This window comes from Micromonospora taraxaci (assembly GCF_007830095.1).
Lineage (GTDB): Bacteria > Actinomycetota > Actinomycetes > Mycobacteriales > Micromonosporaceae > Micromonospora > Micromonospora taraxaci.
Genome location: NZ_VIWZ01000001.1, coordinates 5,560,624 through 5,579,544, shown reverse-complemented (window position 1 = coordinate 5,579,544; position 18,921 = coordinate 5,560,624). Strand labels below are relative to the sequence as shown.

21 protein-coding genes are annotated in these 18,921 nt (G+C 70.3%); 10 read left to right on the top strand and 11 right to left on the bottom strand.

Features of this window, described 5'->3' with window-relative positions; all coding sequences use genetic code 11:
- The first annotated feature begins 43 nt into the window (after positions 1-43).
- Entirely contained in the window at positions 44-424 is a 381-nt protein-coding gene (locus FHU34_RS25180) for a hypothetical protein (protein WP_244311824.1), read from the top strand.
- A gap of 2 nt (positions 425-426) precedes the next feature.
- On the opposite strand, the gene FHU34_RS25175 is transcribed toward FHU34_RS25180, so the two are convergent.
- The 3 genes from FHU34_RS25175 to FHU34_RS25165 form a co-directional block, all read right to left on the bottom strand.
- Complete coding sequence (locus FHU34_RS25175; protein ID WP_088990712.1) at positions 427-660, bottom strand: holin; 234 nt, start codon at positions 658-660, stop codon at positions 427-429.
- Positions 661-797: 137 nt separating this feature from the next.
- Entirely contained in the window at positions 798-1,637 is an 840-nt protein-coding gene (locus FHU34_RS25170) for an SAM-dependent methyltransferase (protein WP_280116497.1), read from the bottom strand.
- A gap of 149 nt (positions 1,638-1,786) precedes the next feature.
- Positions 1,787-2,479: a TetR/AcrR family transcriptional regulator gene (locus tag FHU34_RS25165; protein ID WP_145784724.1), complete on the bottom strand. Its 693-nt coding sequence runs from the start codon at positions 2,477-2,479 to the stop codon at positions 1,787-1,789.
- 53 nt (positions 2,480-2,532) lie between these two features.
- Between FHU34_RS25165 and FHU34_RS25160 the strand changes: the two genes are divergently transcribed.
- Together FHU34_RS25160 and FHU34_RS25155 are read left to right on the top strand one after the other, a co-directional pair.
- Positions 2,533-3,651, top strand: coding sequence for an FAD-dependent oxidoreductase (locus FHU34_RS25160; RefSeq protein ID WP_145784723.1), 1,119 nt, complete (start codon positions 2,533-2,535; stop codon positions 3,649-3,651).
- 87 nt (positions 3,652-3,738) lie between these two features.
- Positions 3,739-4,464, top strand: coding sequence for a hypothetical protein (locus FHU34_RS25155; protein ID WP_145784722.1), 726 nt, complete (start codon positions 3,739-3,741; stop codon positions 4,462-4,464).
- 25 nt (positions 4,465-4,489) lie between these two features.
- On the opposite strand, the gene FHU34_RS25150 is transcribed toward FHU34_RS25155, so the two are convergent.
- Positions 4,490-5,374 carry an AraC family transcriptional regulator gene (locus FHU34_RS25150; RefSeq protein ID WP_145784721.1) on the bottom strand — a complete coding sequence of 295 codons (885 nt, stop codon included), beginning with the start codon at positions 5,372-5,374 and terminating at the stop codon, positions 4,490-4,492.
- Between the two features lie 90 nt (positions 5,375-5,464).
- Between FHU34_RS25150 and FHU34_RS25145 the strand changes: the two genes are divergently transcribed.
- Complete coding sequence (locus tag FHU34_RS25145; RefSeq protein WP_145784720.1) at positions 5,465-6,544, top strand: aldo/keto reductase; 1,080 nt, start codon at positions 5,465-5,467, stop codon at positions 6,542-6,544.
- A 43-nt stretch (positions 6,545-6,587) separates the two neighbouring features.
- On the opposite strand, the gene FHU34_RS25140 is transcribed toward FHU34_RS25145, so the two are convergent.
- Positions 6,588-7,049: a ribosomal maturation YjgA family protein gene (locus tag FHU34_RS25140; protein ID WP_145784719.1), complete on the bottom strand. Its 462-nt coding sequence runs from the start codon at positions 7,047-7,049 to the stop codon at positions 6,588-6,590.
- A 14-nt stretch (positions 7,050-7,063) separates the two neighbouring features.
- Positions 7,064-8,263, bottom strand: coding sequence for an MFS transporter (locus tag FHU34_RS25135; RefSeq protein WP_145784718.1), 1,200 nt, complete (start codon positions 8,261-8,263; stop codon positions 7,064-7,066).
- Between the two features lie 92 nt (positions 8,264-8,355).
- Here FHU34_RS25135 and FHU34_RS33420 point away from each other — a divergent pair, with 92 nt between their 5' ends.
- The 4 genes from FHU34_RS33420 (at position 8,356) to FHU34_RS25115 (ending at position 10,520) form a co-directional block, all read left to right on the top strand.
- Entirely contained in the window at positions 8,356-8,976 is a 621-nt protein-coding gene (locus tag FHU34_RS33420) for a CGNR zinc finger domain-containing protein (protein ID WP_145784717.1), read from the top strand.
- Between the two features lie 193 nt (positions 8,977-9,169).
- Positions 9,170-9,427 carry a hypothetical protein gene (locus tag FHU34_RS25125; RefSeq protein WP_145784716.1) on the top strand — a complete coding sequence of 86 codons (258 nt, stop codon included), beginning with the start codon at positions 9,170-9,172 and terminating at the stop codon, positions 9,425-9,427.
- Between the two features lie 284 nt (positions 9,428-9,711).
- Entirely contained in the window at positions 9,712-10,032 is a 321-nt protein-coding gene (locus tag FHU34_RS25120) for an ArsR/SmtB family transcription factor (RefSeq protein ID WP_208745074.1), read from the top strand.
- Complete coding sequence (locus FHU34_RS25115; protein WP_145784713.1) at positions 10,029-10,520, top strand: SRPBCC family protein; 492 nt, start codon at positions 10,029-10,031, stop codon at positions 10,518-10,520. The genes FHU34_RS25120 and FHU34_RS25115 overlap by 4 nt, the downstream gene beginning before the upstream one ends.
- 122 nt (positions 10,521-10,642) lie before the next feature.
- Here the strand turns inward: FHU34_RS25115 and FHU34_RS25110 are convergent, their stop codons facing one another.
- Positions 10,643-11,716: a hypothetical protein gene (locus FHU34_RS25110; RefSeq protein WP_145784711.1), complete on the bottom strand. Its 1,074-nt coding sequence runs from the start codon at positions 11,714-11,716 to the stop codon at positions 10,643-10,645.
- 100 nt (positions 11,717-11,816) lie between these two features.
- On the bottom strand, positions 11,817-12,902 hold the full coding sequence (locus FHU34_RS25105; protein WP_145784708.1) for a hypothetical protein: 1,086 nt from the start codon (positions 12,900-12,902) through the stop codon (positions 11,817-11,819).
- 268 nt (positions 12,903-13,170) lie between these two features.
- Here FHU34_RS25105 and FHU34_RS25100 point away from each other — a divergent pair, with 268 nt between their 5' ends.
- Entirely contained in the window at positions 13,171-16,155 is a 2,985-nt protein-coding gene (locus FHU34_RS25100) for an MXAN_6230/SCO0854 family RING domain-containing protein (RefSeq protein WP_145784706.1), read from the top strand.
- Here FHU34_RS25100 and FHU34_RS25095 read toward each other — a convergent pair.
- Positions 16,114-16,572, bottom strand: a complete 459-nt coding sequence (locus FHU34_RS25095) for a MerR family transcriptional regulator (RefSeq protein ID WP_145784703.1) — start codon at positions 16,570-16,572, stop codon at positions 16,114-16,116. The genes FHU34_RS25100 and FHU34_RS25095 overlap by 42 nt on opposite strands.
- Before the next feature lie 56 nt (positions 16,573-16,628).
- Here FHU34_RS25095 and FHU34_RS25090 point away from each other — a divergent pair, with 56 nt between their 5' ends.
- Complete coding sequence (locus FHU34_RS25090; RefSeq protein ID WP_145784701.1) at positions 16,629-17,546, top strand: oxidoreductase; 918 nt, start codon at positions 16,629-16,631, stop codon at positions 17,544-17,546.
- A 91-nt stretch (positions 17,547-17,637) separates the two neighbouring features.
- Here the strand turns inward: FHU34_RS25090 and FHU34_RS25085 are convergent, their stop codons facing one another.
- Together FHU34_RS25085 and FHU34_RS25080 are read right to left on the bottom strand one after the other, a co-directional pair.
- Positions 17,638-18,177 carry a hypothetical protein gene (locus FHU34_RS25085; RefSeq protein ID WP_145784699.1) on the bottom strand — a complete coding sequence of 180 codons (540 nt, stop codon included), beginning with the start codon at positions 18,175-18,177 and terminating at the stop codon, positions 17,638-17,640.
- A 146-nt stretch (positions 18,178-18,323) separates the two neighbouring features.
- Positions 18,324-18,848 (bottom strand): hypothetical protein, encoded by a 525-nt coding sequence (locus tag FHU34_RS25080; protein ID WP_145784696.1) that lies wholly within the window; start codon positions 18,846-18,848, stop codon positions 18,324-18,326.
- Positions 18,849-18,921: the final 73 nt, after the last annotated feature.

Sequence of the window (18,921 nt, the reverse complement as noted above, 5' to 3'; positions counted from 1 at the left end):
AATGCCGTTGTGTTTGTGTCGCGTCCCCACGAGGGTGGTGGACGTGACGGATGTGCTGAGGGTCCAGGACCTCCGCCGGGTTTGCGGCAAGCTGCTGGATGTCGTGGAGGAGCAGTTCGGCGGGGAGATCGACCTTGAACGCATCGATGTGGATTTCTACTGGAGCATCGATCTGCGGTCGGCGTTCGACCTGTACGGCGCTCCGGAGGCGGGGATCGACCTCGGGCAGAGCAGTGACGACGTGGCGGAGTTGCATGCGCTCCTGCGCCGGCCGGCAGACGACGTGCTGGTGCTGTGGCACGACCTGCAGCACCTAGCCGGCGTTCTACGCCTGCTGGCCTACCTCGACCTGCCGAAGCCCGGAGGAGCTGAGACGTCCCCGCAGGCCGGGGCCAGCGGGGACGAACCGTTCGCAGCAACGTGAGATTACTGCTCGGCACCGACAAGGCTGGGCGAGTCGCCCTCTCCCGAGACCTTCGCACTCACCAGTGAGGTGAGCACCGACAGCACCGCAGCACCGGACGCGATGCCACCGGCCGCAGCCCAGTCCGCCTGCCAGGCGTTGAACACGACGTCGGCGCCCCAGTAGAGCAGCAGACCCTGCGCGGCACTCTTCACCGCGCGCTCGGCGGTGGCCTTCCAGAACTTGGTGGTGAACATCGTGGTACCTCCATGGGTAGGTTCCTCGGCTGGTCCATAAGCCAAGAATGCCTGCTCAGGAGGGGTAAGTGCTTGTCGCCTTTCCGGGCTCGCCCCACCGGTGGAGATCCGACGGACGTCACCGCAAGGCGGAGCGCCTACGGTTTGCGGGCGAGGAGACCGACGAAGGTGTGATAGGTGTCGGTCTGCGTCGGAGCGGGTGCATCCGGCTCCGGACGCCACTCGGCCAGCGGCACCAGCCCCGGCTCCAGCACTGTCAGCCCGTCGGCGAACGAGAGGATCTCCTCGTCCGTACGCCAGCGGCCGGTGCCCAACGACTCGTTGAAGACCCGCTCGACCTCGCGGGCCTTGCGGGAGCCCTCCGGGTCTCGCTCAGCCGGGTCACGGAAGTGCGAAATTGCCACGTAGCTGCCGGAGGGGAGCGCGTCGATCAATTCTGCTGCCACCGCTCGCGGGTCCTCGTCGTCGCCGAGGTGGTGCAGGATCGCGAAGAGCAGCAACCCGATCGGCCGGTCGAAGTCGAGGAACCGGCGTACGTCCGGATGGTGGAGGATCTCCTGCGGCGTCCGGATGTCCGCCTGGATCACCGTGGCGGTGCCCTCCGCGGCGAGCAGAGCCCGCCCGTGCGTCAGGACGATCGGATCGTTGTCCACGTACACCACCTGAGCCTTCGGGTTCTGCTCGGTGGCGACCTCGTGCACGTTGCCCTGGGTGGGCAGCCCCGATCCGATGTCGAGGAACTGGTCGATGCCCGCCTCGCTGACGAGGAAGCGGATCACTCGACGCAGAAAGGCCCGGTTGGCCTGGCCGGCTGCCGGCCCGTCAGGCGTGATCCGCAGCGCGTGTTCGGCGACCTTCCGGTCGACCTCGAAGTTGTCCTTGCCACCCAGGAAGAAGTCATAGACCCGTGCCACGCTGGGAATACGGGGGTCGATGCCGGGGGGGACCGCTTTGTCGCGGGTCACAGGCGTCTCCATTCGATTCGGACCAGCGCAGGCTGAGGTCTGTGGGGCAGCGGTGCCGGTGCTGCGGCGAGTGTAGCGATCGGACGGTCTGAATTTTCGCCCCGACTGGTACCGCTCCCAACAAACGTCTTCCCCGCAGCACACTCGTGCCGGACTGACCGTCACGCTCGGGGTGGGGTGAGTTTCGCGGCTATGGCATCGAGCACCCACTCCAAGCCGGTGGCGAAGGACGTCTCGGCATCCACGTCCGTGCCGTCGTACACCGCCCTGGCCAGCGCCGGGAAGCGGCCCGTGGCGAGCATCCTCGTCACATGGGGGCCGGAGGCGCGTTGCCAGTCCTGCTTGGACAGACCCGTGGCGCGCTCGGCCCGAAGGTTCGCGACCTCGCGCCTGATCGCGCCGGTGAAGTAGGCGCTGACGGTCTCCACGGCCCGCATGACGGTGTCGATGTCGGCGAGCCCGTCGAGGGCGGCCAGCGTTGCCTCGGTCACGGCGAGGGCGTTCGGGCCCAGCGCCGGGCGTCCGCCGAGCAGGTCGGCCAGCCAATTGTGTCGAAGGGCGGTCTGCCGCGTGCGGTGCGCGAGGACGCGCAGCGCCTCCCGCCAGTCACCAGGTTGCTCCGCGGGGAGAATCTCGGAGTAGATCTCGTCCACCATCAGATCGAACAACTCGTCCTTGGTGGCGATGTATCCGTACAGCCGCATGGGCCCGGCGCCCAGTCGGGCGGCGACCTTGCGCACGGACACCGCATCGAGGCCGTCCTCGTCGGCCAGCGCGATGGCGGCGGCGACGATCCGCTCCCGATCGAGCGGCACGAGTCGGTTCGGCGGCTCCGGCCGGTCCCACACAGTCATGATCACACCCGTTCTGTTGCCAGGCATCGTATGGCCCGATACGGTGTATCGACATGAGACAGCGTATCGCCGTCGTTGGCGGCGGCCCTGGCGGCCTTGCCTTCGCCCGAGTCCTGCACCGCCACGGTCACCCCGTCGCCGTCTTCGAACGTGATCCCGCCCCCGACGCCCGTCCTCCCGGCGGCACGCTTGACCTGCACGAAGGGCTGGGCCAACTCGCGTTGGACAAGGCGGGGCTGCTGGCGGATTTCCAGGCACTGTCTCGCCCCGAGGGGCAGGCCATGCGCATCCTGGACACCGACGGCACGGTCCTACGCGACTGGCGACCGCGTCCGGACGACCGGGCCAATCCCGAGATCGACCGCAGGCAACTCCGCGATCTGCTGCTCGGCCCACTGGACGTCCAGTGGGGTCGGGGCGTCACCCAGGTGGTGCCAGGGGCCCGGGACGGCGTGCTGGTGCAATTCGCCGACGGACGACAGGAGGCGTTCGACCTCGTTGTCGGCGCTGACGGCGCCTGGTCGCGGGTCCGCCCGGCGGTCTCGTCGGCGACGCCGCACTACACCGGCGTCACCTTTGTCGAGACCTTCCTCGACGACGTCGACACCCGCCACCCCGACCTCGCCCGGCTGATCGGCGACGGGTCCCTGGGTGTGTACGGGGTGAACCGGGCCCTCGTCGCCCAGCGCAACAGCGGCGGCCACGTCAAGGTGTACGCCCAGTTCCGCGTGCCGCTGGACTGGCACACGAACCTGGACCTGGCGGACGTCGAGGCCGTGCGGTCGAGTCTGCTGGCTCTGTTCGACGGCTGGGCCGCTCGCGTACTCGACCTTCTCCGCCACGGGACGGCGTTCGTCAACCGCCCCCTCTACGTCCTTCCCGTGTCCCACACCTGGACCCACACCCCCGGGGTGACGCTGTTGGGCGACGCCGCCCACCTGATGCCCCCGCTGGGGGCCGGCGCGAACCTCGCGATGCTGGAGGGCGCCGAACTCGCCGAGTCCATCGCCGCCGGCGCCGAGGACCTGGACGAGGTCGTCCGCGCTTTCGAGGAGCAGATGTGGGTGCGGGCCGGCCGATGGGCGACGATCACGGCGGCCGGCCTGGAACGCCTCGTGAGCCCGGACCCGGCCGAAGCCCTCGCCCTCTTCGACCAGGTCCAACCGTCCTGACCGCCGCCCGTGCGGACCGGCAGCGCAGGTGGCGGTGCGGGATCAGCAACGGTGCCTCTCCTAAACGCCGCAGGTCACAATGCCGGCATGGGTAGATGGCAGCGCCCGTACTCCCTGGACGCCGCGACCGGCTTCGCGATGATGGGCCTGGTCGGGGTGGTTGGTTTCGCCACGTTCCTGTCGATCATGTACGTACGCGAGCGACCGTTCCCCCTGCCCGTCGCGATCCTGTGCGGGGTGTGGATGGCTGTCTGCATCGCCGTCGCCGTACGGCAGGCGATGCTCGGGGTCTACGTCAGCGCGTTCGGTATCCGGTCCAGGACCCTTCTGCGCACGGCCACGGTGCCCTGGCAGTCGGTGGCGTCCATCGACAGCGGCATCGCCACCATCGCGGGCCTGGACATGGGTCGCTCGGCGATCATCATCGAGCGAACCGACGGCGTGCCGGTCCAGACCGCGCTCCAACGCGGTGACCTGCTGCGGCCGTTCACCTTCCGACCCGAGTTGGGGCGGTTGGCCACCTGGCCGGAGCACTACGACGAGATCCTGGCGACGCTGCGGACTCACCACAGTGACGCGCAGCCCCGGCCTGGCGCACCAATCGGCGGGTCGGCGCTACCTCTCGCTGGCGGTGCCGGACCGACGAGCCCGTCGGCCGGAGTGCGCCGACAGCGCACCGCCAGCGGTGTTCCCGGTACTGATCAGCGGCGGGACATCCACGCGCTGGCTCGGCAACATCAGCGTGGCGCGCTCACCGACGCCGAGTACGCCGCGGCGCTGGCGAAGATCCAGCGCGCAGGCGGTGCGCAGTAGAGGCCTTCGTCAGTCGACGTCGGAGCTACACGTCGGCGAGCTGCGCGGGATCGAGCCGGGCGAGGCGGGCCGCGTCCTGGCCCGGTGGCAGCCCGAACAGTCGACGGTACTCACGGCTGAACTGCGACGCGCTCTCGTAGCCGACCGCGAATCCGACGGCCGCCACGTCGCCGGGCTCGGCGAGCAGCCGAGCCCGTGCCTCCTGTAACCGAATCAGCTTCTGGAACTGGATGGGAGTCATCGTGGTGATCGCCCGAAAGTGGCGGTGCAGGGACGTCACGCTCATGCCGGCGACCCGTGCCACGTCCTCGACCCGGAAAAGGTCGGCGTGATGGTCGCGGATCCAGCGAATCGCCCGCTCGACCTGCACGACGTTGCCGCCGCCCTGCCCGATCTGCCGGACCGTGCCACCCTGGTCGCTGGTCAGCAACCGCCAGACCACCTCGCGCTCCAGGCCCGCCCACAGCACGCGCTGGTCGTGCGGGCGGTCGAGCAGTCGTAGCAGCCGCACCACCGCGTCGAGCAGGTTGTCGTCGGCGGTACTGACCGCGATGCCCGCCGCCGGCTCGCCCCGCACGATGGGCGGTGCGTCCAACAGCAGTTCCGCGATCAGCGGCGGCCGCAGCGTCAGGCCCAGCACCAGGTACGGCTCGTCGGGAGTGGCGCGACTGACGTGGGTGATCACCGGCAGTTCCAGGGACGCGACGACGAACTGCCCAGGCCCGTACGCGAACACGCTCGTTCCCAGGACCGCGCGCTTCGCGCCCTGTGCGACCAGAGCGAAGGTCGGCGCGGTCTGGGCCGGCACCGGCTCGGTGGGGGAGTCGCTGCGGTGCAGGACGAGGCCGCCCGGCGTCGGCCGCCCGGCGTAGCGCTGCACCAGGTCGCGGATCTCGGGCAGGGCGCTCATGGTCCTATCCTGCCGAAATTGGCAGGATCAGGCAACGCGGTGGCAGCATCGATCTACCCGCACGGGCGTCTGCGGGTGTGCACTGGACGCATGCCACTCAACGATTTCGTCACGCTGGGCCGCTCCGGCCTGCGCATCAGCCCGCACACCCTCGGTGCCATGACCTTCGGAGAGGATCATGGATGGGGAGCCTCGGTCGCCGAGTCGGAGGCGATGATCACCGAATACCTGGAACGTGGCGGCAACTCCATCGACACCGCCAACATCTACACCAACGGTCACTCCGAGAAGATCATCGGCGATTACCTGGCTGCTCGGCCGGGGTTGCGCGACCGGATCGTCCTCGGCTCCAAGTTCTTCGGCAACCTGTTCCTCGGCGATCCCAACGGCGGCGGCGCCGGGCGCAAGGCCGTGATGGCCCAGGTGGAGGAGTCGCTGCGCCGGCTGCGCACCGACTACCTGGACATCTACTGGCTGCACAACTGGGACCGGGGTGTACCGGTCGAGGAGACGCTGCGTGCCCTCGACGACCTCGTGACGGCCGGCAAGATCCGATACGTGGGCCTGTCGGATCTGCCCGCGTGGAAGGCCGCCGAGGCGCAGATCGTCGCCCACTTCCGCGGGTGGACGCCGGCGATCGGGTTGCAGCTCGAGTATTCGCTGCTCGAACGGACCGTCGAAGGGGACCTCGTCCCGATGGCGGCCGAGCACGGCCTCGGAGTGCTGCCCTGGAGCCCGCTCAAGAGCGGCTGGCTCTCCGGCAAGTTCGTCCGGGGGAACGACGCCGTCGACACGAAGCGTGGCGCACTGGTGGGCGGTCCGGCGGAGCGTGACTGGCAGGTCATCGACGTGCTGCACCAGGTCGCTGATGACGCCGGAGTGAAACCGGCGGCAGCAGCGCTGGCCTGGGTCGGGGCTCGACCGGGCGTGACCTCGGTGCTGATCGGTGCGCGGCGCCTCGACCAGCTGAAGGCGAACCTGGACGCCGTGGACGTGCGGTTGTCGCCGCAGCAGACGGGGCGACTCGACGAGGTGTCGACGCCCGTGCTGAACTTCCCCGCCGACAACAATCGGCTCCTCGCGCCGGGGCTCGCCTTCGCGGGATCGACAGTGGACGGCCGGCCAAGCAGCGCAATGCCCTGGCTCACCCCCGGCGGCGTCAGGTACTGACACGAACCGACCAATTCGTCGGTGACATGAGGGGTGGATCGGTTTACTCCGACGGGCGAATGGCCTTGCGGATCGTCGGCGCGAGAGGCAGAGCTGGCTGATCGGGGGTCGACGCCGTCCGGCGCTGACGAACGCGTACCAGGTGATGCAGCGCCACCAGGGGAACAACGCCGGCCGGGTACCAGGCCAGGTCGACAGGGTCGAATTGCGCACCCAGCGCCAGCCTCGCGGCCAGGCTCCGCGCCGACAGTTCGGCGGGCACCCCGGTCAGCTGCGCGATCTCGACCGCCCAGCAGAAGACGGTGGCGGCGATACCGGCCGACATCGGTGCCATCTGCGGCCTGACGAACAGCGCCGCGGACCAAACCATCGACGCGTACAGCGCGGTGCCGGAGTATTGCCGCAGAGCCCCGTCGTCGACGGCACGGATCAGCAGTGCGAGACCCAGGAACACCAGCGCGGCCAGCGGCGTGAGCAGCCGTACTCTGCGGGCCGTGATCGGCATTCCGGCAATGCTAGTCACTGCGCCAACTGGAGCGACTCCGCCTGGCGTCGTTCTTCGAGTGCGGCGGGCGTCGGCCGAACGAGTCGTTCGCCGAGGGCCAGCAGCAGAGCGACGACGCCGAGCAGGGCGCCGATCAGGACCGCTGCTCGCACACCGTGGCTCGGTAGGACGAGTCCGCCAACGAACGCGCCGGCGGTGATGCCGACGTTGACCGCGGCGGAGACAGTGGCGGCGGCGAGGTCGGAGCGCCCGGGCGCCACCTGGAGCACGAGGCCGCCGAGCGCCGCGGTGAAAGCGGTGAACGCCAGGCCGGCCAGCGCGATCAGACCGACGGACACCGAGGGTCGTTGACCGAACGCGTACAACCCGAGCAGTGCCGCCGACTGGATCGCGACGGTGATGAGCAACGCGTTCCACGGGCTGCGGTCCAGCAGCGGGCCGATGGCCAGGATGCCGAGCACGCTGGCGATGCCCCGCGCGAACAGGATGGCCCCGACGGACGCGGCGGAGAATCCGCTGACCTCGGTGACGAACAGGGCGACATAGGTGTACGCGGCGATGGCGCCGGCGGTCGCCAGGACAGCCACCGCCACCAGTAGCCAGAAGCGTCGGGCGTCGGGCGCCGCACCTCGGGCGGCGTGCCCCTCTTCCGGCCGTGTCGAGGGCAGCAGCGCGGCCACCACGACGAGCACGACCGCACCGAGCCCGGCCACCGCCAGGAAGGAGGCCCGCCACCCGGCGCGCTCACCCAGCCAGGTGCCCGCGGGCACCCCCAGGGCCAACGCGACGGTGCCGCCGGCGAATACGACAGCGACCACCCGCCCACGTAGCGCGGGCCGGAACAGCTCGGCCGCGGCCGGCACCACCACGGCCCAGAACAGCGCATGCGTCGCCGCGGTGACCATCCTGGCCGCCAGGAGCAGCGTGAAGGTGCTCGTCAGCACCGTGACCGCCGTGCTGAGAACGAAGCCGGCCAGGAGCGCCGACAGCAGCCACCGGCGAGGGACCCGGCGGACCAGGGCCGTCAACGGGACCGAGGCGACCATCACGACCGCGCCGTACGCGGTGACCAGCATGCCCACCTGCGATGGCGAGACGGCCAGGTCCACCGCCATCGGGAGCAGTAACCCGATCGGCAGCGCCTCGGCGGTGGTGTAGAGGAACGTCCCGCCGGACAAGCCGATCAGCGCCCCCACTGCCCGACCACGACCCATCAGACCCTCCCGAAGTTACCGGCTAAACCGTCTACGATGGAAACAGGCTAGTGGCGTCCTTCGATGGTGGTCAACTGGTAAAGTGGGTTTCGATGGAAACACTTGCGGGCGTCACGCGGATGCGCCTGGTGGGCGGCAACCTCGCCCTGGACTTCCTCAACACCCGTGCCGGTCCGCCCGTCGGTCCCCCCGACGACGACGTGCTGACCGGCTACCCGGCGTTGGTCGCCTGGAGCGTGTACGCGGGCGCGCTCAGCGAGCCGGAGGCGAAGGCGCTGCGCCGGCGGTCCCGCGACGATCCGGGTGGCGCTCAGGCCGCCTTCACCCGATCGCTGCGCATCCGCGACGACCTCGACGAGGTGTTCCGGGCCGTGGCTGCCGACCGCGGCCCGAGCACGGCAGTGCTGGCCCGGCTGCGAGACGACGAAGCGGACGCGCTCGGTCATGCACGGCTCGATCGAGGGCGCCTGTTCAGTTGGACCTGGCGAGACGACCAGACGCTCGCCCGGCCGCTGCGGCCGGTGGTGCACGCGGCGGTCCAGCTTCTCACCACCGGCGCACTCGACCGGATCAAGGGATGCGGAGGCTGCCGCTTCCTCTTCCTCGACGAGAGCAAGAACCGCAGTCGCCGCTGGTGCAGCATGGACGACTGCGGAACGTCCGAGAAGATTCGCCGCTACGTCGCCGCCCGGCGCACCCGCGCGTCGGGCTGAGCTGACCCCGTGTCGTCAGGGCGGATGCCCGTTCGACGGAGATCCCGCTGGCGGATCATCGCGAGGGCGTCGCCCATTGTCGGGACCCGAACCGTGCCCGCCCGTGCAAGCCTTACTTTCACGAACTTCGATGCCTCGGGCTCGGCTCGGTGTGGAGCCGCTGTGCGCTGTGGCAGTGACGTTAGGAGGCTCCATGCGCGGACGCAGATGGAAGACCCTGCTGGTGGCGATGGCGCTCGCACTGGGCGGACTGGTCGGAGCCGCCGCCACTCCGGCTGCGGCGGACCCGCCGGGTGGCACGTTGCGGGGCGTCTACTACGACGGCCAGTTCTGCAACAGCTACGGCAGCGAGGGTGCCCGGACCGGCCTGTGGAGCTGGTACTACTGCGAATACCGCCAGTCCGGCCCCACCGGCCCCGGCTTCTACTTCCTCTGGACCTTCACCTACTAGGCAACGCTCCACGCCGGCGCGACGGGCTGCCGGTGGTGTGGAAGCGGACGTACCCCGTCATGGCCGCCTCTGGCGGGCCGCACGCGCCGCCGCCCCGGCGCGTGCCGGCGGCAGCGGCTGACGCTGTGGCGGGCGACGCCTGGCTCAGGCTGGAGCTGCCGGATGGACGCCGCCATGCTTGCCGTTCAGTCGGGCGTCGAGGAATCGAGCCTTGTCGGGCCCCGTTTCGAGGCCGTTGAGCGATTCGTCTTGACGACGGCAACCGTAAGTCGTAGCTTACGTTCGTGGTGACTTACGGAGCGCATCCGGGGTGGGAGGCGCTGGGCGATCCCAGCAGACTCGCCATCGTCCAGCGCCTGGCGGAGCGACCCCTCGCCGTGGGGGAGTTGGCAGACGAGCTGCCGATCAGTCGGCCAGCCGTGTCACAGCACCTCAAGGTGCTCAAGAGCGCCGGCCTGGTCGTCGACCAGGCAAGGGGAACCCGGCGCGTCTACCGGCTCAGTCCGGTGGGATTGGCCGCGCTGCGGGACCAGCTCGACACGTTCTGGCGTCGGGCTCTGGACGGATATCAGGACTTCGTTGAAGAGACCGAGGAGAGCTCATGACGCAATCCGCTACGGCAGTGGTCCGCCGACACGTCGTCGTCAAGGCACCAATCGAGCGGGCCTTCACGGTGTTCACCGAGCGGTTCGGTGACTTCAAACCGCGCGAACACACACTGCTCGCCGTCCCGATCGTCGAGACCGTCTTCGAGCCGCGGGTCGGCGGGTTCATCTGCGACCGAGGCGCCGACGGCAGTGAGTGCCGATGGGCCCGCATCCTCGCGTACGAGCCGCCGACCCGGGTCGTCCTCAGTTGGGACATCGGGCCCACCTGGCAGATCGAAACCAATCTGGACCTCACCAGCGAGGTCGAGGTCACCTTCGTCGCCGAGACGCCGGACCAGACCAGGGTCGAGCTGGAGCACCGGCACATCGACCGGCACGGCCCCGGCTGGGAGTCGGTTCGGGACGGGGTCGACACCGATTCCGGATGGCCTCTCTACCTCGACCGGTATCAATCACTTGTCCTTGGGGCGGCCGACGACGCGTGATCGCTGCTGCGACTCGTTCCCCAGCCGGCGGCAGCGCACACGGTCAGCGGTCTGGACAGCCTCGCGTACTGTTCCCGCCGTGCCAGAACGACCAGGCTCCACGCGCTTTCACTCACCGGCAGTCAACCGTTGAATGTGCTCCAGTCGGGAGCCCAGTCCCGGGCGACGCGCAGGCTGGCCCGGTGGCGGGCGCCGACGAAGACATGGGTGTCATCACCAGGCGTCCCCGCGGTGAGAGCGACCAGTCCGGGTGCGACATGGAGGTACGTCGGGTCGACGGGCACCGCCAGCGGCCGCAGTGGCACCGGAACGAGATGTCGAGTGAAGCGTTCGAGTTGCTCGTCGTCGAGGACGGTGTGTCCGTTCACCGGCGACGTGACCGCCGCCTCCACGAGCGAGAACAACAACAGGTAGGCGCCGAGGGGTTCGCGTTCGGCGACCATCCGACCGTCGCCCGACCCCCGGTAGTAGACAACCGGGTCCGGGTCGTCGCGGTCGACGAGGATCGTCCAGACACCCTGGTTCTCCGCGCCGATGACGATCCGGTCGCCGTCCACGCCACCGATCTCCAACTGGTCCGGCGGGTAGATGGCGTTCTGTTGGCCGAGGACGTCCACGCGCCCAGCGGCAAGGTCGTAGAAGGCTTGCAGCGCGGGCGGGATCCGTACGGCAGGCGGCGGAAACGGCACGGAGGCCGGTACGTCGGCGTACCAGCCGGTCAGGAAGTCCCGCAGCCCGGCACCCGGGTCGGTGGGCAGGTGAGCCAGCCATTCAATGCCTGGCGCCTGTGTGGCCGCCACCGGCCGCGCCCGTTCGAGCAGTTCAGGCGGCAGCTTGGTGTCCCAGGTCAACTCACACCGAAGCCCGTTGCTTCCGAAGGCGGAGAAGCTCTCCGACGCCTCGCCCAACTCCAGGCAGCCCTCGGCGAGGCGTACCCATGCGGAGAGGGGCGGATGCGACCAGCCCGGCGGGCTCAGCCAGTCGAGCACCCCGTCCGGGAACGGCTCGTGCAGCACCATCGCTCGCTCACCGGCGACGGCGTTGCCGTGGGGGCGGTCGCCGGCGTCGACGATGACGACGACAGTGCCGTCCGCGCCCCTGGCGAACGTCACCGCGTCGCCCCGGACGACTTCACGCTCCGCGCCCAACCGGGCAAGAGCCTCGTCCTCCGAGACGACTGTCCACTCGCCACCCACGTCTCGCCCCCTTGGCCGGGGAGGATCCTACGACGCAAGTGTGCCGCTCACCGCCGCGCCTGCGGCGACCCGGTCAGGGCCACCGCAGGCGCGGCCGGCGTCAGAGCCGGGAGGTGAAGGTGGCCAGGAAGCGGTGCGGGGTGACCACACCGGCGTTGTCGAAGCAGATGACGTCGACGTCGGCGTTGGTGGTGTACGTCCAGGGTTGGGTCAGGTGGCAGTAGTTGCTGCCGGCACCCTGCGCCACGACCTGCGCGTGGGTCTCCTTGAGCCCGATCTGCGGGAAGGTCGCCAGGTAACGGCCCGAGGGAGCCAGCGGTGCCACAGTGTTCGCGCCCACGCCGAGCAGAGAGTTGTCGTTGGTTGGACCGCCGACGGCGGTGCCCAGGTAGCCGAAGTACGACGGCGGGCCGAGGGAGCCGATCACCGGCCGCCGACGGTGGTACGAGAGGGCGAAGTCGGTGTTGACGAACGCGCCGGCCTGGTCGAAGCAGAAGACGTACACCTGCACGTCGCTGCCGACCGGGCTCCAAGAGTAGACCTTGCACCGGCGGGGTCCGGCGTTCGGTTGTACGGCGGTCACCTGCACGTTTCCGGCGAGCACACCGGCCAGCCCCACCCCGGGCAGCCGCACCAGGTACTGCCCGACGCCCACCGGCCCGACCGCGTTCACCGCACCCGTGGAGTTGTACGACTGCACCAGCGCTCCGCCGCTCCACTGCGTGTACGCGTGGGAGGTGCCGGCCGGCAGCACACCGGAGCTGGTCGTCCAGAGCACCGTGAACGGGGTGTCGTCGCGCGTGCCGCCAGGCTTGTGGCACTGCACGTCGACGATCTCGTCGGCACCGGACTGGAACCAGCGAACCACCTCGCAGTAGTGCCCGGTCCGGTTCACCGGGGTCACGTGCGGCACGCCACGCGAGCTGGCGCCCACCTGCGGGAAACGAACCTGGAACCGGCCGGGTGCGAGCTTGATGCCGTCGGCCCAGGCGGCCGGGAACGCCGTCTTCCAGCTACCCCACTGCCGGCTGGTGTCCAGCACGGTCCAGACCGCGACGGTCGGGTCCTTGACGTACGCGAACCCCCAGCGGTCGGCGGTGGCCGCCGCGGCCGGTGCCGTTGGCACGAGTGCGCTGGCGGCCAGGACGGCCGCCAGTGTTGCGGTGACGAACGATCGGAGACGCATGTGTTCCTCCATCCCTCGGGAACGTGTCGGGGAGGAGTGTGCTTCGGGTGATGTCACGGTCACAGTCGGCTACCGCGTGAGTCGGTGTCGGGTGTACGCCACGATCGTCCGGACCGTCCTCGGACTCGTAATCGGGGTGACGTGTTCGCCGTGCTCCCCATAGGATCTTGCCCGCGGTGGGCGGCTCCCCGCGGTGCTTCCTTCTCACTTCTCTGGCGAACTAGCGTCGCGACTCTCCGCCCACCGCTTCCCTGGGGAGGACGCGAGCATGGATGCGCTGGCCGTGGTGCTGCTGCGCCGTACCGCCCGGGTCTCGGTGGTGGGCTCGGGCGCCGCTCCCGCGGACGGCGCCGCGTGGGTGGCCTCCCTTGAGGCGGACCTGGCCGATCGTGGCTGGTTGCTGCGGCAGGACCTCCGTGTCGGGGCGACGAGGCTGCCACCGGCGGTGCGGATCCGGTGGGCCGACTGGCTGCTGGCTACCGTCGACGAGCTGGTCGGCGCGGACCGTCCCCTGCTTCCCCTCTACCGTTCGTTCCCCAACACCCCGCAGGACGTCGAAGCGGTCTACGTGCGGCGGTTGCTCACCCACCTGTTCGCCGTGCCCGACGCGCCCTGCGTGCTGTGTGGCCGCGACAACGTGGGCGCGCCCCTCGACCCGTGCGGTCACCTCGTCTGTCCGGCCTGCTTCCCACCGGATCAGGTCACGGGGTGCCCGGTGTGTGGGCGCCGGGTGTCGGCGGACAACACGTACCTCACCATCGTCGAGCCTTCGTCCCCGGTACGCAGCCGCCCGAGGCGGGCCGGCACGCCGACCGAGGACGCGGACGAGCGCACCGTTCGTGACGCGCCGCCGCTCCCGATGCGGATCGCCGGGCTGGAGGTGGACCCGATCGGTGCCGCGATCCGGATCAGGGACCAGCTCGTCGGTCAACCTGCCGCGCTGAGCGACACCGACCGGGCCGACCTGAAGGTGCTCGTCGACGCCACCGCGCCGGGCCGCCTCGACTGGCTGCCCGACGTGGTGCCAGCCCGGGAGACCCTCGCCCAGATCATCGCCTGGGCGCTGCACGCCGCGGCACTCACCCCCGGCTACCGCGACCTGGTCGACGCCGCCGCCCGGCGGTGGTCGACGGCGACGGATGCGGCGCGGACGCTGTGGGCGTACTCCGGTGGGGACCCGGGGCTGGTCCTGCCTCGACGGGACGACGAGCCGCCGGGCGCGATGGGGCGTCCGTCGCGGGAACCGGCCGTGACGGTGCCGGTCGCCCGGGTACGGGCGCTGCCCAGGCCGTTGCGACGCGCAGTTCTCGCACACCTGGACGCGCTCGGTGCCGTGGTCGCGGCCGAGGATCTGCGCCGGCACCCGACGGTGTGGAAGCGCCTCGGCGAGCGGCTGCACCCCTACGAGAACGTCGCCGCGCATCCGGCCGCCGCCGTCGCCTTCGCCACGCTGCGCGGCACCCGCGCCGCCGTGGAGAGCGCCCTCGGCGTCGCGATGGTGACCTCCTGCGCCCGGGCGCCTCGGCACCTCCTTCTCACCGACCATTTTGACGGCACCGCGTCGGTTCGGGTGCGGACCCACGCGTCACTGGTGGAGGAGGCGCTGGCAGCCGGCGACGTGGTCGAGGCCGCGCGGCTGCTCACCGAACGTCCGGGCGAGCTGTGGCGTCGGCTCGACCACCTGCTGCGGGCGGCGGGCGACGACCCGGCGGCGCAGGCGGCCATCGAGGAGGCCGCGCGCAGCACGGCGGCCCGGGTGGCACCAGGTGTGCTCGCCTCGGCGGCAGCCCAGCTTGCCGGCCGCGACGACACGACGAGGGCGACGGACGCTCAGCTCGCGGCGACCGCGCGGGCGCGGGCGGCGGCAGCGCGGGCCCGCGCGTCGGCGAACGCCACCACCGAGTCGGCGGTCGTCGGTGGCCTGGGTGACGCCCTGCGCGCCGCGGCGCTGCGCATACGCGGTGACGGGCCGGCCGTCCTGCGGGAGGTGTTCCGGTCCGGCGTCCGGACGCCCGCCCCGGCCGAGAAGCCAACCGAAGACGATGCCGCCGAGGCGGCAGGCATCGTCGGTGGCCGGCCGGGCCCCGGGATGCCCCGGCGCGTCTTCTTCCCCCGCGGCAGCGTCGCCACGACCTGGACCGAGCCCGAACGGCGGCCGACGCTGCCGACAGCGGCGATCACCGGTGTACGCGACCTCGTCGACAATGAGCTGGCCACCAGGGCCGCCCGACTCGGCCGGTACGACGTGGCAGTGCTCGACGCCGCCCTGGCCGAGGTGCCCGCCCCGATGCGGGAACGGGCCGCCTCGACACAGTTGGCAGGATGGCCCCGGGGCAGCGTGCGGGCGCTGCCCGACGCCGAGGTGCTGCGGTTCTTCCTGCACTGGGAGGAACCTGACGCCACCCGGGTCGACCTCGACCTGTCCTGCGTGTTCTTCGACCAGGACTGGCAACGGGTCGGCCACTGCGACTACACCCAGCTGCGATTCGCCGGTGACGGCGCGATCCACTCCGGCGACCTCACCTCCGCCCCGGCCCCCCTCGGGGCCACCGAATACCTCGACCTCCATCTGACCCGTCTGGTCGAGCACGGCGTCCGCTACGCCGCGCCGACCCTGCTCAGCTACAACGCCGTGCCGTTCGAGAACCTCACCGAGGCGATCGCCGGTGTCATGCTGCCCCTCAGGGGCGGTGAGCAGTTCGACGGTTCCCGGGTGGCGCAGCGGTTCGACCTGCGAGGCAACGCCCGCATGCTGCTGCCGATGGTCGTGGATCTGCGTACCCGACGACTGCTCTGGACCGACCTGACCCTCAACGGCCGTGGCGACAACCACAGCGTCGGTCGGCACGGCGACCAGCTTGCCCGAGCAGCCGCCGACCAGTGGGAGCACTTCTTCGGTGGCCACCGCCCGACGATCCTCGATCTGTTGGCGTGGCACGCGGTCGGACGCGCCGATCGGATCCTGGTCGGCCACGCCGACAACACCTACACCGAGGTGCCGGCGGACGCGGGTGCCATTCGGGCGGCGGCAGTGGCGGAGACGGGAGAGACGCGGCAGCTACCAGACCTGACCGGCCGCACGGTCCTGGCCGGTGTCGTCGATCCGGAGACCCTCGATCGGCTGGTTCCCCGCCTCGGCGGCACGGCTCCGGTGGCGTCCGGCTCGACGGTCGTGACAGTGACCGGCACGCCCGACACATACTGGACGGTGCTACGCGCCGCCGACCTGCTGGGCCAGCTCGGCGCCGGGTGAGGCCGATGCTGGCGGGGGTTGCTGCCAGGGGTCTCCGGATGCCCCGGCGGCCAGGTGTCGCTCGTAGCTGTCCACTTTGCGGTCGATGAGATCGAGGCAGTCGCGCAGGTGCGCGAGCTGCTCGGTGATGCGGTGTTGGTGCTCGCGCAGCAGATCGAGTCGCTCGGCCTCGTTGCCGGCGCCCTCGCGGACGAGCTGGGCCAGGCGGCTGATCGTCGCGAGGGGCATCCCGGAGGTCCGGAACTTCACGCAGTTCGTCAGCCACTCGACGTCCCACTCGCTGTAGACGCGCCTGCCGGAAGCGTCGCGCCGCACCTCACCGGCCAACAGGCCCGCACGCTCGTAGAGCCGAAGGGTGTGCACGCTCAACCCGGTGTGCTGCGCGACCTGCCCGATGCCCAGCCCTTTGCCCGCCATGACATCGACCGTATCTGCTTGACCTAGACCTCGGTCCAGCACCTAGCGTCCGCACCATGACCAGCGACACGACCCACACCATGTTCGGCGCTCACCGCACGACCGGAGACGTCCTCGCCGGAATCGACCTCACCGGCAGGACCGCCGTCGTCACCGGCGGCTACTCCGGCCTCGGTCTCGCCACGACCCTCGCGCTCACCCGGGCCGGGGCCCGGGTCGTCGTCCCGGCCCGCAGGCCGGAGGCGGCGCGGCAGGCGCTCGCCGGCGTCGCCGGGGTCGAGGTCGACCAGCTCGATCTCGCCGACCTCACCTCGGTCCGCGCGTTCGCCGAACGCTTCCTGCACAGCGATTCCGCCCTCGACATCCTGATCGCCAGTGCGGGGATCATGGCCTGCGCGGAGACCCGGGTGGGACCCGGCTGGGAAGCGCAGTTCGCGACCAACCACCTCGGCCACTACGCGCTGGTGAACCTGCTGTGGCCCGCGCTCACCGCGTCCGGCTCGGCTCGCGTCGTCTCGGTCACCTCCGGGCACAACCCGACCTGGCGCATCCGTTGGGACGACGTGCAGTTCGAGCAGGGCTACGACAAGTGGGAGGCCTACACCCAGTCCAAGCTGGCGAACATCCTGTTCGCCCGCCACCTCGACCTGCTCGGCCGACCGCACGGTGTCCGCGCCTTCTCGGTCAACCCGGGCTGGATCCGCACACCCCTGCAACGACACCTTCCCGTCGAGGAGATGGTCGCCGCCGGCTGGATCGACGCGGACGGGACCCCGACGCCAGGTCTGTTCAAGACCGCCGACCAGGGCGCGGCGACCCAGGTCTGGGCCGCCACGTCACCGCACCTCGACGGGAACGGCGGCGACTACTGCGTGGACTGCCGGATCGTCGACGGCAACCCCACCGACAGCAGTGAGGCAGCCCGACTCTGGGCGCTGTCGGCCGACCTGACCGGCGTCGATCTCACTCATTGAGTTCGATCCGACTGGGCTCGTTCATTCCGCCGCACACCTCGCCGAACCTCGTTGCTGTGGCGGTTGCGGACTCGACTGGATCAGCGATCAGTCACGCGAACGGATGCGGGTCGAAGCTGATGCCACCCCGTTCGGCCATCCGGAGCACCCGCCGGCCGTACCTCGGAGGCCTGCGCAGGTGCAGGGTGTAGCGCGACGCCTGGAACCGTAAGTCCATGTCGCGTCCCTCCAGGCGCCAGCAGCGCTCCTCCACGCGCCCGTCGGGCTCCTGGCGCAGGTTGGTCAGCTCCAACGGCAGGCACACCGAGTGCAGGTTTCCGACGAGATCCCACACGTTGTCGAAGATCAACGTGGCCGGCGCGACCCAGTATTCGACGTCCCGCATAGGTTCCGGGTCGCCCCGACCCACGATGTAGTCGATGTCGAGATGCAACCGCAGAGCCGAAGGGGCTGTGGGATCGAGGTCGTCCTGCTCCTGGAACTCCTCCGGGGTCAGCCCTTCAGGCGGACCTTCGTCGTCGGTGACGGCGAGCGCGTGGATCCGGCAGTGATCCCACGAGGTCTCCAGCAACTCCTGATCGGTCAGTGTGGCCTTCCGGAGGCCGGACGCGGGATGCACGACTGTCCCCATCGAACGATTATCGCCACGATGTGCGTCGACAGTCCGAGATGTCAGTCGCAGTTGGCACCCACGGTTCAGCTGCGCACATCCGTCGCGATCCACGCTTGTCGTGGAATTTGTCGAATGTCAGGTCTGGCGTCCGCGAGGTCACGCCGTCAGGCGCTCGCCGGGTGGTCGGCTGCCAGGTCGCGGACGGCCAGTTCCCGTCGGGCCGCCGCGACGAACCGCCGCTCTGCCGCCCAGAGTTCGTCGAAGCGCTCGGCGGGCAACGCATCGGCGTCATGCGTGGCGCGGGCCGCGGCGAGCAGCCGCGCCTGCTGCACCATCGTGCGCGACGCCGCCACGATCTCCGGTCGTCCCGCTATCAGCCGGAGTTCCGTCTTGGTCGCCTCCAACTGCTCCTTGTAGCGGGTGCCCTGCTCGTCGAAGAACGGCATGAGGTCGTGCGGGCTGTGGGGGCGGGGCACGGCGGTGATTCGAGCGGAAGGCAGGAGTACGTAGGCCACGTACTCCCGGAATGCGGTCAGGAACGTGGTGTACGCGGTGAGCCTGATGTCCCGCCACTGCCGCTGATCGTCGCGGCGCCACAGCCGGTCCTGAGCGCGGGTGGTGAGCCAGCCGCCGAGGAGGACGGCGAGCAGCGTCGTCCCGGCGGCGAGACCGGCTTGAGCGAAGTCCACGAAACCTCCCCATCGACGGACTGAGGTTCCTCACTGTCACACGAGGTGCCAAATCGCGAGGGGCCTGGCGCGT

Coding starts and splice junctions, on each gene's coding strand:
- FHU34_RS25095 (WP_145784703.1), bottom strand. CDS start 16,572: ATGGCGGGCAAAGGGCTGGGCATCGGGCAGGTCGCGCAGCACACCGGG.
- FHU34_RS25165 (WP_145784724.1), bottom strand. CDS start 2,479: ATGACTGTGTGGGACCGGCCGGAGCCGCCGAACCGACTCGTGCCGCTC.
- FHU34_RS25145 (WP_145784720.1), top strand. CDS start 5,465: ATGCCACTCAACGATTTCGTCACGCTGGGCCGCTCCGGCCTGCGCATC.
- FHU34_RS33420 (WP_145784717.1), top strand. CDS start 8,356: ATGGAAACACTTGCGGGCGTCACGCGGATGCGCCTGGTGGGCGGCAAC.
- FHU34_RS25125 (WP_145784716.1), top strand. CDS start 9,170: ATGCGCGGACGCAGATGGAAGACCCTGCTGGTGGCGATGGCGCTCGCA.
- FHU34_RS25140 (WP_145784719.1), bottom strand. CDS start 7,049: ATGCCGATCACGGCCCGCAGAGTACGGCTGCTCACGCCGCTGGCCGCG.
- FHU34_RS25115 (WP_145784713.1), top strand. CDS start 10,029: ATGACGCAATCCGCTACGGCAGTGGTCCGCCGACACGTCGTCGTCAAG.
- FHU34_RS25090 (WP_145784701.1), top strand. CDS start 16,629: ATGACCAGCGACACGACCCACACCATGTTCGGCGCTCACCGCACGACC.
- FHU34_RS25155 (WP_145784722.1), top strand. CDS start 3,739: ATGGGTAGATGGCAGCGCCCGTACTCCCTGGACGCCGCGACCGGCTTC.
- FHU34_RS25135 (WP_145784718.1), bottom strand. CDS start 8,263: ATGGGTCGTGGTCGGGCAGTGGGGGCGCTGATCGGCTTGTCCGGCGGG.
- FHU34_RS25160 (WP_145784723.1), top strand. CDS start 2,533: ATGAGACAGCGTATCGCCGTCGTTGGCGGCGGCCCTGGCGGCCTTGCC.
- FHU34_RS25100 (WP_145784706.1), top strand. CDS start 13,171: ATGGATGCGCTGGCCGTGGTGCTGCTGCGCCGTACCGCCCGGGTCTCG.
- FHU34_RS25105 (WP_145784708.1), bottom strand. CDS start 12,902: ATGCGTCTCCGATCGTTCGTCACCGCAACACTGGCGGCCGTCCTGGCC.
- FHU34_RS25170 (WP_280116497.1), bottom strand. CDS start 1,637: ATGGAGACGCCTGTGACCCGCGACAAAGCGGTCCCCCCCGGCATCGAC.
- FHU34_RS25175 (WP_088990712.1), bottom strand. CDS start 660: ATGTTCACCACCAAGTTCTGGAAGGCCACCGCCGAGCGCGCGGTGAAG.
- FHU34_RS25150 (WP_145784721.1), bottom strand. CDS start 5,374: ATGAGCGCCCTGCCCGAGATCCGCGACCTGGTGCAGCGCTACGCCGGG.
- FHU34_RS25085 (WP_145784699.1), bottom strand. CDS start 18,177: ATGGGGACAGTCGTGCATCCCGCGTCCGGCCTCCGGAAGGCCACACTG.